This is a genomic window from Streptomyces sp. GbtcB7, assembly GCF_019091445.1.
GTDB classification, from domain to species: Bacteria; Actinomycetota; Actinomycetes; order Streptomycetales; family Streptomycetaceae; genus Streptomyces; species Streptomyces mirabilis.
In genome coordinates, this window is sequence record NZ_JAGXJM010000007.1 from 94499 (window position 1) to 109519 (window position 15021).

The window sequence follows — 15021 nt, forward strand, 5'->3', positions numbered from 1 at the left end:
TCCAGCGACCGGCCACGGCCTAAACGCCGCGTTGCGGAACACCATCGTTTAGTTCGCCAAGACTTCACAAGAGGAGCAATTTAATTTTTTTAAGCGCCTAAATCACGCTGTTATTCAGGAAGCATGTCCGATTGAATCCGATCTTTCTCCAGCAACCCAGGAACTCTTGACGGACATAAGGAAGTGACATTACGTTCACAAGAATGCATAAAGATGACGGCTGCCCGGACGAAGCGGTCGGGTCCGGGTCCGTGCCGCTCGCGCTGCGCCGCGTGCTGGGGCTCGTGGTCTCCGGCCAGGCGACCAACCGGGCCGAGATCGCCCGGCGCAGCGGCCTGGCCCGGTCGACCGTGGGCCAGCAGGTCGACCACCTCGTCGGTACCGGGATCCTGGAGGAAGTCGAGTCCAGACGGTCCGTGAGGGGCCGGCCCCCGCGCGTGCTGGCGATCAACCCACAGGCCGGGACCGTCGCCGTCGTGGACATCGACACTGCGGAGTCACAGATCGCCCTCGCCGATCTGACCCGCCGGGTGATCGCACGGGAGACGGTGCACGTCCAGATCGACGCGGGACCGCAAGTGGTGCTGGACGCGGTGGCCGAACGGCTGCACGGACTACTGGAGAAGCACCGGCGTGCTCCCGACCGGGTGCGCGAGGTGGTCGTCGGCCTGCCCGGTCCGGTCGACTTCCAGCAGGGGTGCGCGGTGCAGCCGACGGGCATGCCCGGCTGGGACGGCTTTCCCGTCGCGGAGTACCTCCGGGATCGGTTCCACGCCCCCACCGTGGTGGACAACGACGTCAACCTGATGGCGCTGGGCGAAGCCGCGCAGGCCCGGTTGGAGACTCCGCTGCTGTGCATCAAGATCGCAAGCGGCATTGGAGGAGGTCTCGTCACCGCGGCCGGTGACGTGTACCGCGGCGCCGACGGAGCCGCCGGCGACATCGGCCACATCCGGGCCGTGGGCGGCGGCAACATCCTGTGTGCCTGCGGCAACGTCGGCTGCGTGGGAGCGCTGGCCTCCCATCGGGCGGTGCTGCGCGGCCTCGGCATCCCCGAGTCGACGACCGAGGATCCGCTGCACGGCACCCGCGAACTCGCCAGGCGTATTGCTGCCGGTGACCCGACCGCCCTGCACGCCGTGCGTCAGGCCGCCACGGAGATCGGCGAGGTCGTGGCCATGCTGGTCCACATGTTCAACCCGCGCACCGTGGTCCTGGCCGGACCGCTCAGCGAACTGCGCGACGACCTCGTCTCCGCCGTACGGGCCGCCGTGTACCAGCGGGCCCTCCCGCTGGCCACCCGCAAACTCACCATCACCGCGACCCAGCTCAAGGGCGGCTCCGGCCTTCACGGTGGCATCGCCCTGGCCACCCAGGACGTCTTCAGCCCGTCGGGCATCGCACGGCTGGTGGGCGACGGGCATCGATCCGACGGGTAGGTTGACAGCCACATCGTCATTCCCCAGGGACCCGGCCTAGGCTTTCACGTCGCCAAACGGGCACTGCGCCGCGTGGAGGCCTGCCGCCACGGCGGAATCCCGCACCACGTCGGCGTCGGCCTCGCCTGCGTCGCTGTCCGCCGCGGTCGCCAGGGCGCAACGCATCGGTGGGCTCCTTCATCCGGGCGTACCGCCTGACGGTGTTCAGGGCGACATCGAGGCGGCGGGCGCATTCGAGCAGGCCGACACCTTGGCCAAGCAGATAGCGGACCCGCTGCCAGCGCTCGCGAGTGGCCTGCTCGCGCACGCCCCGGGCCGGGCGGGGGTTCACAGCAGGACGCCACGTGGAACCGACAGCAGATCTCCAACCAGCTCCGCTCCCTGCTGCGCGAGCACTACCCGTCCGCCCTGGCCGCCTTCGCGCCCTGGAAAAACGGTCTCTGCCGCCGGGAAGCGCACGAGCTCCTCAAGGCAGCACCGACACCGACACGGGCCGCGCGGCTGACACGCACGCAGCCGCAGGCCGCACTCTAACGCGCCGGCCGCCAACGCGGCGTCGAAGCCGAGGCCAGACGACTCCGGGACGTCTTCCGCGCCGACTGGGCCCACCAGCCACCCCTGGTCGAGGACGCGCTCGGCAAACAGATGCTCGCGCTCCTGGTCCAGCTGGAGGCTGCCTGCACCGCCAGCTCACCGCACTGGTGAAGACGCGGCTGAGTTGGATGCAGTACCGACCCCACCTCTTCAAGGGGCTTATCGCCAAGACCGGACTCGACCTCCAACCGCCGTAACTCCAGCCATTAAAGATCTCTAGCTGTACATACGCGCCAAAGGACGGTGTTCAGTGCTGCTTCGTCTGGCGCCAGATGTTCAGGTAGGCCTGGTAGAGGGCCTCTAGGGCACCGGACGGTCTCTCGGGCCAAACGGCATCGATCTGCCGCTCTCCCCAGCAGAAGGTGACGATCGCACGGCCGGCCGCATACCGTCGGAGAAGGTCGGCGCGCAGGTACAGCAGCCCGCCCGAGAAGCCGGAGGGGGCTGCGAAAGACCGCGCGGCGAGTGCACCGGATGACTCGTACTGATCGAAGCCTGCGGGAAGAGCACGCAGGTCGAAAGCCTCCGAGAACAGCCGACTGGGGACATAGGCGGTGGCCTGGTTCTGGCTGCTGTGGTGGGGTTCCCAGATGAAGTGGTGGGCCAGCCGCTCGAAGCGAAGTTCACGCCTGCCGTAGCGCCACGTGTCGCTGTACAGGTCCTCAATGGTCAGTCCTGATTCGGGTGCAGCAAATCGGGTGTGCCATGGGATCTCGCCGGCGAAGAGGTAGTACTCGGCGGACAAGTCGATCATGTCCCGGCCCGGGTGGGTCAAGGCATTGAACTCCTCCAGCAGTCCGGTCAGATTCTCCTGGTCGACGAGGACGGTGTTGAACAGGCCGAATGTGCGGCGTCCGGTGGCGATGTCCTCTGTGTCGATCTCTGCGTGGACGAGCAGCCACGGACCTTCGTCCGAATCGAGCCGGGCCGGTGCCATGAGGTCGTCCGGCACGTCGACGATTCCGTGGCGTAGCCATTCGAGGTCGTCGTCCGGTGTCCGCGGCGTCCACGTGTCGAGCGGGACCGGGACAGGTGGCGGGGGCTGCGGGAAGGTTGGGTCGATGTCCATTTCGAGTTTCTCGGGTGGCTGACCGCGGTCGGCCAGCATGCCCGCCACGGTGTGCAAGCCGATCCAGCCGTACTTCTTGCCATAACGGTCGATCCGGCTGCTGGAGGTGTGGCGTTGTCGGGACGTTGCTGAGGTGATGCCGCCTTCTGGCTCGTCGAACGAGTCGGGGCGCCAGCCCAGCGCGTGGACGACGCCCAGGACGAGGGCGGTGGCTTCTTGGTGTCCGGGGTGGGAGTCGTCGTAGTTCCTACGGTCCCCGAACAGACGCCCGAGCGTGTAGTTGCCGAAGTCCATTCTCATCGTGCTGCGGACCTCCTCCCGGCGTGGATCGCCCTCGGGCAGCGGCGTGATCGCCGGTGCCGGCGTGAAGACCAGGGGCAGTTCGGCTGCAGCGGGAACCGTGGCGGGGTAGTAGCGGTGGGCGAAGTCGAAGGTTGAGGAGACGTAGTACCGGGTCAGCGCGTGAAAGGTGGGGTGGGTGGCCTGGCTCCCGGTGAAGGTGTTCAGCAGCCCTGTCAGGTAGGCGGGCAAGGCAGCTTCAAGGTCCGGGGTGTGCGGTTGATGGGCCGTCGCGGCGCCGTAGCAGGTGGCGACCATGCGTTCGCCGACGTAGGCGTCGTTGACGGTGATCGCTTCCAGGGTCAGGGTGAAGAGTCCGCTGATGTCGTGTCGTCCGTACCAGTACAGGGCAGCCGTGGCGGCGTCGCGAAGGTCGCGGTGGGTGCTCGTCAGCGTCCACATCAGCCACCGGGCCCGTAGCCGGTCGGATTCCGCACGGTGCGAATGCTCGCGCCAGTATGTGGCCAGGGCGGTCGCGTCGGCGAGAAGGGGACGGCTGTTTGCACGCTGCCACTCACTCCAGCGCAGGTCGCGGTCTGCGACCGGTCTGTCGCGCAGGATCCGGTCGAGGAAGTGTGCGTTGAGGGGGTGGCCCGGGGCTGCGCGGGTGCCGTGCAGCCGTTGGAGGAGGTCGTCTCGTCCACGGAAGTCGTCGCTGTGGTTGGCGAGCGCCTCCACGGTGATGGAGTCGAGGTGGGCTGCTTCGAGCCGGGCGGCATGCAGGAGCGCACGCAGGCGGAGGGGTTCGGCGACGGCTTGCCACAGTTGCGCGGCGCCGGCGCGGGGCATGACACCTGCCAGGGCCTGGAAGATGTCGGTCGCGAGGGGGTGCCACTCGTCCGGAGTGCCGTTGAAGCGCGCTGTGGTCGTGTCTTCGCTCAGTAGCCGGGCGATGCCCTTGCCGTGGGCGTGCACGAGGCTGGTGGCGATGACGTGCCCGGCCATCAGGTCGTAGACGAACGACCAGGTCGCTCCGCCCGCGCCATCGGGGTGTCGCAGCAGGACCCCTTCATTTTCGAGGGCGGCGAGAAGGCTCTCCTGCCAGCGGCGGTGAGTGTCCTGGCACAGTTGCTTCGCCCGGGTGTCGGGAAGGTCGCGTGCCTGGTCCTCCCACAGGGCGTTACCCAGAGCGTCGAGTGCCTGGTTGACGTCGTTGGGGTGGATGGAGGGGGTGAGTTCGTAGACGCGGCGGGCGGCAGAGGCCAGGTACTCGCTGAAGATTCCGGTGAGGGAGCTGGGCAGGCCTGCGGCGCTGACGGGTTGCTTGCGGTCGCGGTTGGCTGTGGCGCAGTAGATCTTCAGTGTGAGCGGGTGGCTGAGGAGTTCGCGCGGCAGGCCAGCGCCGCCGGGTTCGATTCTGTAATAGGCGAAGTAGCGGGCGATGGCCTCGTCGAGGTCTTCGTCGAATCCGTCGAGCTCCAGGATGTCGGTCACTTCGGTGGGGATCGTCTCGTCGAGGAATGCCTCGCGGACCGTGCACACCACGAGCACGGACGGGTACTGCTTGAGGATCACCTGCAGACTGCGCAGCAACGGCGGCCACAGCGTGGGGGTTTCAGCCTCGTTCAGGCCGTCGATGACGATGGGCAGGCGGCATCCGGCCCGTTGTGCGGCCGCATCGACGGCGGCGAGAAGCTCCTCGAAGGAGGCCAGGGGCTTGCCTGCCGCCGTGACCTGGCCTGCGAGATCGTCGAGGCTTTGGCGGGCGCTCAGACGCCCGCCGTAGAGCAGGATGCCGGCGGGACGTGCCGCGGTTGCCGCGGTGAGCGTCGCGGACAGTTGCGTCTTGCCGAATCCGGCGTCGCCGGTGACCACCGCGAGCCGGGTCGACAGGTGATCGGTGACGTGGCGGGCGAGGGCGGCGGCGTCTCGGATGTGAGCGATCAGATTGGTCAGCGGCAGAGCGGCTGCATGCCGCAGGGCACGCAACCGCCTGAGTACGGCGGGCTGCGCGGTGGGGGCCTGGGGCACGGTGCGGTCGGTGGTGCCCAGCAGCGGGGAGGGCTGGCTGTTACTGATCTGCTGGTGTGCTTCGTGGAGGAGTTCGGCCACGTCACGTCCCACGGCGGCGATCTCCGCGGTCTGCTCGGCCAGAGGTGCCGGCAGCGTAGTGGCGGCGTCGTCGAGGGCTGCTTCGAAGCGGGCGATGTTGCGGTTGGTGTCGCCCAGATCGTCCCACGCGTCGGGTTCGGCGAGCATCCGCCGAAGCCGGTGCTCGGCCGCCGATGCCTGGTGCACCTCGGGAATCCAGCGTTCGCCGGCCTCGGCGGCGGCTCGCGCATGATGTTCAGCGAGACGCTCCGCGGTCAGAACGAGGGACCCGAAGTAGGACTCACGCAGCAGAACGGCATCACCGACGAGCAGGTGACCGAGCTCGACGTCTGTGGCCAAGTGCAGCTTCATCGTGGTGGACAGGCCGTAGAACCACGTCTGGTCGCCGGCGGTGAGAGGGTGCCGGGTCCACAGCACGAAGTCGGTGATGCCCGGAAAGTGCTTCTCGGTCTTCCTGAGGGAGTCCTCGACGTCGCCGCGGCGGCCGGCGCCGATGGCGCGACCCGGCTGGATGTCCCACCATTTGGTCTGCCACCCGAAGCAACGACCGGGCTGGCCGAGCGGGCAGCCGGGCTGGTCGATGTCGAGATGGAACTCGACGCCGGGCTGCTGGGCCAGGGCGATGAAGTTACCGTAGCGAGCGTATGCGTGAGTGACGGCACCCCGGCACAGCAGCTCGAAGTTGTCCCGGGTGCTGCCCGGCAGCGCGGTGAACTTGTCCCAGTCCAGCGGAGTCATCGAATCGTTCGCCCTCACTTGCCCCGGCCGGAGCCGGTACCGGGGTGGTCGTGTGCGGAATACACCTCGATGCGGGCCCCCTTGTCGAGGAGGACCTTCAGCAGTGCTTGGACATCGGTCTCATCGGTGGTCACCACGATGGAATCACCGTCGCGGCGCACATCCAGGTCGTACAGGAACTGTTCGAGTTCACGCGGCCCGATGCTGTGGATGTTGAGGTCACTGAGCAGTTTCAGGACCTCGTCGCCATAGCGGTCGTTCGGCTCGCCAACGGTCAGGCGACCGGCTTCCTCCTCCGCCTGCAGGGCCGTCGTGAGCTCTTTGATGAGGACGTGGGCTCGCTCGGCGGTGGTGGCGTCCTCGAACCGGCCGATCATGACGAGGTTCATGGAGTGCTCGGTGCCGTATCCGTACCAGACCTTCATTCGACATCCTTCTGCTGCAGGCGGTCGAGTGCGGCGAGGATGCCGCGGTCGTCGACCGGTTCGCCGGCGGAATGATAAGAGGTTCGCCGGAGCGTTCCGGCGGCATCGATGTGCGCGTAGGTGCGCAGTCCCGTTTCGCGCGGAAGCGGCTGGGCGATCGGTAATGAGCCGGTGTCGCCCTCGCCGAGGGTGAGGGCCACGGGGCCGCGGTAGTTGGTGATCCATTGATGCAGGGCGGCGACGGTGTTCTGGCTGCTTCCCGGGCGACCTCGTGCCGGACGCTCGGGCAGCAGCAGGAGTTCTGCTGCCCCGGTCGACGCTGCCAGGTCGGCCACGGCGTCAAGATCCGGCAGCGTACGGGTGTTGACAACGCAGTTGAGCCCGAACCGAAACGTCTGCCCGATCCAGGTAAGCCGCTGCACGAGCTCGGCGAAGGGGCGACCGCGTAGTTCCTCGTAGGTGGCGCCGACTCCGTCGACGCTGACGCGGACGAAGTTGATCGCTCCGGCCAGTTCGTCGGTCAACTGGGGTGTGAAGCGGTGGGCGTGCGTCGTCATGGTCACCGCAAGACCCGTGTGCTCAGCGGCGTGACGGCACACCTGCGGGAGGCGACGGTAAAGGGTGGGTTCTCCGCCTCCGAAACCGATGCCGAGACAGCCCTGCGCGTCCAGTTCGTCGAGCCATTCGCACAATTGGGCAGCATCCAGCACAGCAGCGGCCTTGGGCGCGTAGCAGAACGGACATGCGAGATCGCAGGCGTTGGTCAGAGCGATCGACACCTGGCGTGGCGCGCGGGCCCACTGCGCCGCAGGAACGTCGACCTCATCAATGAGTACGTTCAACCCTGTGCGGCGGTCGAAGAGGTGCATCCCGTCAGGACCGACACGACGTTTCACCGGCAGCCCCGCATCACTCTCACATCGCCCATCAGCGTTTCGGCTCAAAGTATTGCAGGACGCACCATCCCCAGTCACCGAGTTCCTCACCGGACCCATCAGCTCTGGCCGCCCGCGTCAGGGTCAGATCGCCTGGGCAGTCACGTTCGTAACGACGGATCATGGTGCTGGTGGGCCGGTCGAGCCGCGCGAGCTGGTTGAGTCCGTGGCCGACGCAACTTCACAGCTCATCATCGATTGCGGATTCCCTGCCGAAGAACCTTGAAGCTCCCCACGGGCCAGGCCGCTGTGCGGACGCTCGTGCGAGGTTTTTCCGCCGAAACACGGCACAGTCCAGTTGAGGAGTAGGCCATGGCAGATGGCGTCTACCACACACGTATTCGTGAGTACTTGAACCTCAACCGCGAAGATCTCGCCCTGGACGATACGGACCACGGCGCAGACGAGATCTGGCCCGAGATTCACACCTCGCAACGGCGCGGGCGTTCTCCGCTACGTCGCCGCACACCTGCCCACCGCCCACGAGGCCACCCCCGAAGAGACCGACAAGCACAAGGCGATGAAGGAGTTCATCGCCCGTACCTGCGATCGAGCGCGACTCACATACACGGTGGAAAGGGCCACGCACAACCGGAGCGCCCGACCCGACGTCACGATCGAGGGCAGCGGTGGCCTCAGCCTGGGATGTGAGGCGTAGTACTACAACAATCCGGTGCCAACGTACGACGCCGTTCCGGAAGGCGGATTGACCGCGAACTGGATCACCGACGACAGTACGTTCCACTTGATCGACCGGGCGCACTACGTCATCACCCCCCGGTACACGTGGAAGCAGATCGACGACGCGGCCGAGCTGGCGGCCCTCAACGGCGCCCGTATTCTCGTGGAGTGGCACTGCACCGCCGACGGATCAGGCGGACGTCCCTGCCCCGACAGGCTGATCTACGGCGCTGCACGCGGCAACGCCGGTGTGGGCTGCGGCAAGATGCACCTTCAATGGGAAACGCCACGGTTGGTGGACCGAGGCCCCGACGATTACGGCACGATGGCGGCTTTCAGTGTCGGCCGTGTTCTCGTCGACGCCGCGACGGGGAAAATGGACTCCCTGTTCGTCCCAAGCCGCGAGGACAAGCGGGCCGGCCGGTACGGCGAGACGGGAGACGGTTCCAACATGCCCCTGCCTCCTCGCGGTGTCTCGTCTCTCGGCCTGACCATCACCATCGACATTCCCACCAAGACCGTCGAAGGCCGCGAAGCGAGCGGCAGCACGGCCCCTGAGACAGTCCCGGGCCCGACGAGCTTCACTCAGCCTGCGAAGTGTCCGGGTTGCGGCAGGCCCGCTGCACATCGCGCTTTGTACGGCGTGCAACTCCACTATCCCGGCTGCTCCGCGCAGAAAGCGCCGCGTCCCAGGTTGTCCGACGAGTAGAGCGACGAGACCGACGCGCCCACTCCGAGGAGTTCCATGCACCAAACAGGCCAGGGGCACCAGACTGCGGCCCATCGGGACGAAGCTCTGCGCGCCTGCATCGCAAGATCCCCTCACTTGTCGTTCCCGCAGTCGACGCAGCCGGGAACACGTTCTGGAATCCGGCGAGGCCCGACCAACGTGCCCGGAGACTTCAAGGTCCCGGACAGATCAATGTCGAGCCATCGTGCCGGCTCGCGGGCACCGGAGATCCATGCACCCAGCTCGGCGAGCGCCGCGTTGACTGTCAGCCCGTTCAGGTAGACGACCGAGGGGTTCGCGACGCCGGTTCCATACCCGTGCAGGCGATCGACGGCTTGCTGATGGTCCGGTTTGGCCCAGCGCGAGACCTCCGCCGAGTCGAGTTCGTTCAGACAGGTCAGGCACGCGGCGCCGGGCAGCATGAAGAAAACACGGCCGCCGAGCGCGACAGGCTGCTGGTGATCATCGACGCCGGTGGCGATGTCGAGAAGCGGGGTACGTGTGTCGATGGCGATCTGATTGAGGCGGTGTCGCGGGCCGTCGTGATCGACACAGGAGATGAGCAGGTCGACATCGTGCAGTTCCGGATGTTCCCCTGTGGGTGTGAGCCCGGGGAAAATCTGGACCTCGGCCCTCGGGTCGATCGAGCGCATGCGGCGGCGCGTGACGATCGTCTTCGGGCTGCCGATATCGGCTTGGTCCGCAGTGACGAGCCGGTTCAGGTTGGTTGTCTCGACGAGGTCGTCATCAAGGATGATGACATTGCGGAAGCCGAGGTAGGCGAGCCCGAGCGCGATGTGTGATCCGGTGCCTCCGGCTCCGACGACCGCCACGCGCAAGGCGGCGACGGCCGCTTGGGCCCGGGGTCCGAGGAGCGGGGTCTGGCGGGCGAACCGGGGATCGGTGGTGGCCGGTGCGTTGAGCACCTTGATGTTGTCGCCGAGCACGGTGACCGTGTCGAACGTCTTGCGTTCGAGCTCGCCGTCGGTGCCGGGGCGCCACCATTCTGCGCGGACCATTCCTCGCGCCCACACTGCGGCCGCATAGGGCCTCCCGTCCAGCAGGTCGACCGCATACGGCGACATCTCGGCGAGCGCGCGCTCGTCGATGGCCGAGAATCGTGGGGGCTCCAGCCGGTGGTTGTGGAATTCGACGAGGCCGCGTCCTGTGGTGACCGCCCGGTTGTGGATGCGATCGAGCGCCGTGTCGACCAAGCGCCAGCCGTCGTGGTTCGGCTCGACGTCCTCGTCGCCGATGAGCGCGATGTCGACGACCTCAAGGACGGGGCCGCTCTCGCCGTTGTGCAGCAGCTTGGTGAAGGCGAAGGCGAATCGCTCGCCACGCGCTTCGGCCAGATGCTGCTCTACGCGCTCCCAGTGCTCGGACCGGGTGAACTTGAGAGTGCTCATCGGTTCAGCTCGCCTCCTCGAAGCGGGTGAGAGCGCCGGTCAGGTAGTCAACGAGGTTGCTGCCCAGCGCGGGGTCCACGTGGGGGTGCCAGTCGTTCGGGTCGATGTGATACGAGAACTGCAGCCAGGAGCGACCTGCGTGCTGCTGTACGCCCTGGCTGTTGCCGGGCGTTGTGCCGCCGACAAGGGTCAGGTCCGGGCGGGCACAGATGTTGTCCGGCTGACCTGCGGGATAGTTCACGGGGACGGCGAACAGGACGTCGGTGTCAGTGTGGGACCAACCTGCGGGCAGCGGGTGGTCTCGCAGTGTGACGACGAGGGCTTCAGGATCGATGGTGGCGTTCGGGAACGCCTGGCGCAGCAGCTCTTCCTCCTGCGCCAGGCGTTCGGCGAGCCGGTCGGGCACGGACACGCGATCAGCCTCGCTTGAAGCGGGGACGCCGCTTGAACTGGGCACCGGGCACGAGGCGGACTGTCTCGTCGGGCGTGATCGTGATGCGGGTTCCATCCGGCAGGATCTGAACCAGGCCGTCGGCCGGGTTGATGCCAGCCTTCGCCATGATCTGTGCACCGGTGATCGTCGGCCTGTCGTGGGTGTATTCCACGCCGTCGACCTCGAAGACGAATGTCGGGTGCTTGGTGCGGTCCGTCTCGGTCTGACTTTCTGCGGATGCCATTGCGGGGCCTCCAAGGATCGACCCGCCGGATGCGGGCTTTCACCTCTTAGTCGTTGGCGGCAGCCCGTCCGCAACCCCCTTCACGCAAGAATCTTTCAAGCCGAATCCGTGGTGGCGTATGTCAACTCCACAACGTCCGGTGCGGCGCTGGCCAAACGGCGTGCCAGCCGTTCTTCGTAGGTCGTGATGAGGATTTGCCCTACGGTGCCCGCTTCGACGGCGGACACCAGGGTCTGGGCCACCGCAGCGCGGCGGCGCGGATCAAGGTGCTCGAGTGGTTCGTCGAAACACACGGTCGAGGCACGTGCAACCGAACTCGCCAGCAGCAGTCGTGTCACGAGCAGAGCTGTGGACCGTTCTCCGCCACTCAGGTCGCCCACCGTCAGTGTGGCGTCCCCATGGGGAATGGTGAGGTTTCCATGGGCGTCGAAATGCAGTCCGTCGGTGCCGAACACGAGTTTCCAGCGGCGGCCGACCTCGTGCGCGATCGGTTCGATGTAGTCCGTCAGGTAGCGGTCGGCCAGCTGATGGATGGTCTTCTCGGTGACCTCCATGACCATGTCTTCGCGAGCGGCCGCGATGAGGGTCGACTGGTCGCGTGCGGCTTGTCGCAGTCTCGCCAGCTCGCTCCTGGCCGCTCCGAGTCGAGCCGCCGTATCACCGTGACGTTCAGCAAGATCTGAGAGGCGCAGGCGTGCTTCGGCCAGCTCGCTCACTGCTTCTTCGCCAGGATCGTCGCCGACTGGTTCTATTGGGGTGTGCAGCGCATTGAGCGCATCGCGGAATCCGGTGATGGCGGTCAGCCGCTCGCGGGCCCGCGCGGTGTCGCGCGCCCGCTGTTCGATCTCGGCGTGAGCAGCGTGGTCCATACCACCGTGCGCGGAAGCCGCAGCCTCACGTTCGGCGGGCGTCAACGGGCGAAGGCAGGTCGGGCACTGGTCCGTGGCAGAGGCAAGGGTCTCGGCAGCCGATGCTGCACGCGCTGCTCGGACCTCCGCCGCCGACGCGGCCGCCCGGCTGGACTCAAGCTCGCTCGAGGCGGCACGCTCGCTTCTGGCGATCGCAGCCCTCGGATCCTGATCGCCGAGATCGATGGAACCAGCCACGCCTGCGACGAGTCGCCTCACCTTCTCGTCGAAGGCATGGATGCTCTCCCGGTAGTCGTTCCAGGCCTGCGCGAGGGTTGCTGCCGGTTCAAGCCGCTGCGCCGCAGCGTGCGCGGCCTGTCGCTGATCCGCGATCCCGGACAGTTCCTCCTCCAACCGTGAGACCGTCTCGGTCACCAACGCGATGGCCTCGTCGGTCCCCCCCAAGTCATCGCGCAGAGTCTTGATCTTCGCCGCAAGCTCGGACCTCCGCGTGTTGATCGCTTTGGCGGCCCGCAGCATCGGTGTGATGCCGAAGATGTCTGCGAGGTGATCCTTAATCGGAAAGCCGGTGGCCTCCCCTTTCGCCCCGACGCCGAAGATCAGAGCGTCGAGAAGTCCCGGATCGGCCGCCCAGACACGACACAGGAGTTGTGTGTAGGCCTCTTCGTCGATCGCCAGGCCGTTGGCCTTCGCATCGAAACGAGCGGTGCCACTGCGCTTGATCGACCTGGTCAGCTGTACCTCGGTACCCGCCAGCACCAAGTCCAGGCGCACTGTCGCCGATTCGTGGCCGACTCGGACCGCCTGGCCAAGCCGGCGAGCCGGGGGCGCACCGAGCAGGCCCCATCGGACGGCCTCGATCAGCGACGTCTTGCCGACGCCATTGGGAGCGACGAAGAACGTGACCGGGCGGCTGAGCTCCAGGTTCAGCGTCTCGTAAGCCCGCCAATGGCTCAGGCGAATGCGTCGAATCACGATGCGGCAGCCCCCGCCATTTCCGCCAGCTGCTCTACGAAGTCATCCGGCATCAGGCCGCCCGTTTGCACACTCACTACGAGGGCGGCGAGTTCCGCCGCATCGACGTCGCCGAGTGCAAGCTGGCCCTCCTTCTTGTACTCGAGTCGAGGCTTCGCACGAAGAGCCTGCGCGATCTGTGCCCCACTCACCTCCCTCGCCACGGCGTCGAGAGCTGCCGTATCCGGAAGCACGTCAAAATCGGCGACTCTGTCCCAGCGCGGCATGCGCTGCTCGAAGAACCGTCCCAAGGCGAGTCCCAGAGGCTCTGGCAAATTCGAGCTGTGAGGTTCGAGCCAGCCCAGCACTGGGCTGACGGAACGTGTCACGTCGGCAGGCGAGAGAACGAGAGCCCGCTCTGCGTCACCGGAAGTGACGCAGATGGCCGAGATATCGGCGTACCGGTCAAAGAACCGCCCGAGTCCCTCCGGCGCGCTCGACCACGTGTCGGTGTCACCCACGAGGACTGCTACCGCTTCCGCCAGCACAGCACACTGCGCAAACGCCCGCATACCCTCGGGTACCTCCGGCGACCATGCGGGGTTGAACTCCATCGAGATACGGCCTCGAAACCGAAAGGCCACGTCCTCAAGCGAGGCCTTCAGCAGTTCGTCCACTCCTCCGCCCTGGGCCGACAGAGCCGACTGGGCTGCCGTGGGCATCGATGCAGACGACGCATCCGCCACCAGGCCCAATCGCCGAGCGACGGGGTCCAGCTCCAGAGGTGGGAGTTCCGGGTCTCGATCGGCCAACGCCGCCACAATCTCGAACTGCCCCGTGATTGCCTCTCGACGGCTCGCTGGCAGATCCGACAGGTCCGGCTGAGGGCCGAGGCCGCGCAGGAACAGCAGGTACTCCTCGATAAGCGCGTCGTTCAGGTTATCCAGTTCCTCGTTGTCAGTCACTGTGCCACCTCCCGTCCCGTGATTCCTCTGCTTCGCTGCGCTTCGATTCCACGCAGCGTCTGATCGCTTCAATGGCGCGCTTTCGCTGCCGACTCGCTGCTTGGTGCGTTTTGCCATTGCGGAACGCCCAGTCGGACAAGAGCTCCTCTCCCATGATCGTCCCTACGACGAGATCGCGTTGCTCATCGGTCAGAAACCCGAAACATCCCTCGGCCAGGGCGACTACTCGTTCGTCTTCCTCTGCGGCTCGCACATCGTCGTCATGGAACTCCATCGCCGCCGTGGCCACCCGGTCGGCAAGGAACCTCTTGATCCCTTCGCGCTCGCGTACGACTCCCCTGCCGATGTCCTGCCCCCGTCGGAGAGCGATCACCTTCGCCAGCCCGGTGACCGACGACACATCAGCGGGATCTTTGTCACGCAACTGCTCGAACGCTTCGTAGACAGCGTCCTCGACGTCCTGGGGATCCGGAACAGAAGAGGTGATCGAGTGAATGCCACGCCGGGCGGCCTGGTACATGGCGCCGCGGACCGCCGCATAGAGCTCAAGCGCGTCGAGCCGCCCCTGCCGCCATTGCAGCAGCAGTCTTTCGGCTTCGGTGTCCGTCCCAGGCTCGTCCATCACTCCTACGTCGGTCGGAAGGCGGCGACCGCAACCCCCTCTCTCTAAAGATTTTTTGGACGCGCATCGCGCCTACGCGCGGCACCACTCTGCCCCAGTGTGTTCCCCTGCGAGCCAGTAGTCACGAAGCCAGGCCGCAGCTGGTAGACGCGAGATGGAGCGAAGGGTCTCGTCGCAGCCAGCCGGCGTCTGGTTCGTGACTGTTCGCTGGGCGGTGGGGCGGAACCAGGACAGGCCCAGGATTCCAAGATCATGGCGGTTTCCGCGCCCCGTGAACTGTCTTGAAGACCGTGCCAGCCGACGCGCCATCCCCGATTTCAGCCTGCCCTTGGACCTGCTCCGCGAGTAGCCCGGCATCGGGCCCGGGAAGGCATCAGGCCAGCTGGAGTGCCTGGCCCAGACGTCGGGCCCTCGCAATCCACGCGGAGCACAGCACGCGCTGATCGTCGTCCTCGCGATGACGGCATCTGCGGTGCTGATCGGAGCGACCTCGCTACTGGCGGTCGGCAAGTAGATCGTGCAG

The 15021-nt window shown here is 66.6% G+C and carries 11 protein-coding genes; 2 read left to right on the forward strand and 9 right to left on the reverse strand.

The genetic code is table 11. The features are described 5' to 3' along the window. The first annotated feature begins 203 nt into the window (after positions 1-203). Entirely contained in the window at positions 204-1439 is a 1236-nt protein-coding gene (locus tag KVT44_RS13800) for an ROK family transcriptional regulator (RefSeq protein WP_217567286.1), read from the forward strand. Positions 1440-2280: 841 nt separating this feature from the next. Here the strand turns inward: KVT44_RS13800 and KVT44_RS13805 are convergent. The 3 genes from KVT44_RS13805 to KVT44_RS13815 are packed head-to-tail and all read right to left on the reverse strand — an operon-like array spanning position 2281 to position 7525. Continuing rightward, positions 2281-6231, reverse strand: coding sequence for a hypothetical protein (locus KVT44_RS13805; protein ID WP_217567287.1), 3951 nt, complete (start codon positions 6229-6231; stop codon positions 2281-2283). Between the two features lie 14 nt (positions 6232-6245). Further along, a complete protein-coding gene (locus tag KVT44_RS13810) occupies positions 6246-6656 on the reverse strand; it encodes a DUF6375 family protein (protein WP_217567288.1) in 411 nt (136 codons plus the stop codon). After that, positions 6653-7525: a radical SAM protein gene (locus KVT44_RS13815; RefSeq protein WP_217567289.1), complete on the reverse strand. Its 873-nt coding sequence runs from the start codon at positions 7523-7525 to the stop codon at positions 6653-6655. The genes KVT44_RS13810 and KVT44_RS13815 overlap by 4 nt, the downstream gene beginning before the upstream one ends. Before the next feature lie 739 nt (positions 7526-8264). Between KVT44_RS13815 and KVT44_RS13820 the strand changes: the two genes are divergently transcribed. Further along, the gene (locus KVT44_RS13820; RefSeq protein ID WP_217567290.1) at positions 8265-8981 is read left to right on the forward strand and encodes a hypothetical protein; all 717 of its coding nucleotides are present in this window, start codon (positions 8265-8267) and stop codon (positions 8979-8981) included. 113 nt (positions 8982-9094) lie between these two features. Here the strand turns inward: KVT44_RS13820 and KVT44_RS13825 are convergent, their stop codons facing one another. The 6 genes from KVT44_RS13825 to KVT44_RS13850 all read right to left on the reverse strand — a co-directional run bounded on the left by KVT44_RS13825 (position 9095) and on the right by KVT44_RS13850 (position 14498). Beyond that, on the reverse strand, positions 9095-10411 hold the full coding sequence (locus KVT44_RS13825) for a ThiF family adenylyltransferase (protein WP_217567291.1): 1317 nt from the start codon (positions 10409-10411) through the stop codon (positions 9095-9097). A gap of 4 nt (positions 10412-10415) precedes the next feature. Further along, positions 10416-10823 carry an E2/UBC family protein gene (locus tag KVT44_RS13830; protein WP_217567292.1) on the reverse strand — a complete coding sequence of 136 codons (408 nt, stop codon included), beginning with the start codon at positions 10821-10823 and terminating at the stop codon, positions 10416-10418. Positions 10824-10827: 4 nt separating this feature from the next. Further along, positions 10828-11088, reverse strand: coding sequence for a multiubiquitin domain-containing protein (locus KVT44_RS13835; RefSeq protein ID WP_217567293.1), 261 nt, complete (start codon positions 11086-11088; stop codon positions 10828-10830). Between the two features lie 95 nt (positions 11089-11183). Continuing rightward, entirely contained in the window at positions 11184-12932 is a 1749-nt protein-coding gene (locus KVT44_RS13840) for an AAA family ATPase (RefSeq protein ID WP_217567294.1), read from the reverse strand. Next, entirely contained in the window at positions 12929-13876 is a 948-nt protein-coding gene (locus tag KVT44_RS13845) for a hypothetical protein (protein WP_217567295.1), read from the reverse strand. Before KVT44_RS13845 ends, KVT44_RS13840 begins: the two co-directional genes overlap by 4 nt. Next, positions 13869-14498 carry a hypothetical protein gene (locus KVT44_RS13850; protein WP_217567296.1) on the reverse strand — a complete coding sequence of 210 codons (630 nt, stop codon included), beginning with the start codon at positions 14496-14498 and terminating at the stop codon, positions 13869-13871. The genes KVT44_RS13845 and KVT44_RS13850 overlap by 8 nt, the downstream gene beginning before the upstream one ends. Positions 14499-15021: the final 523 nt, after the last annotated feature.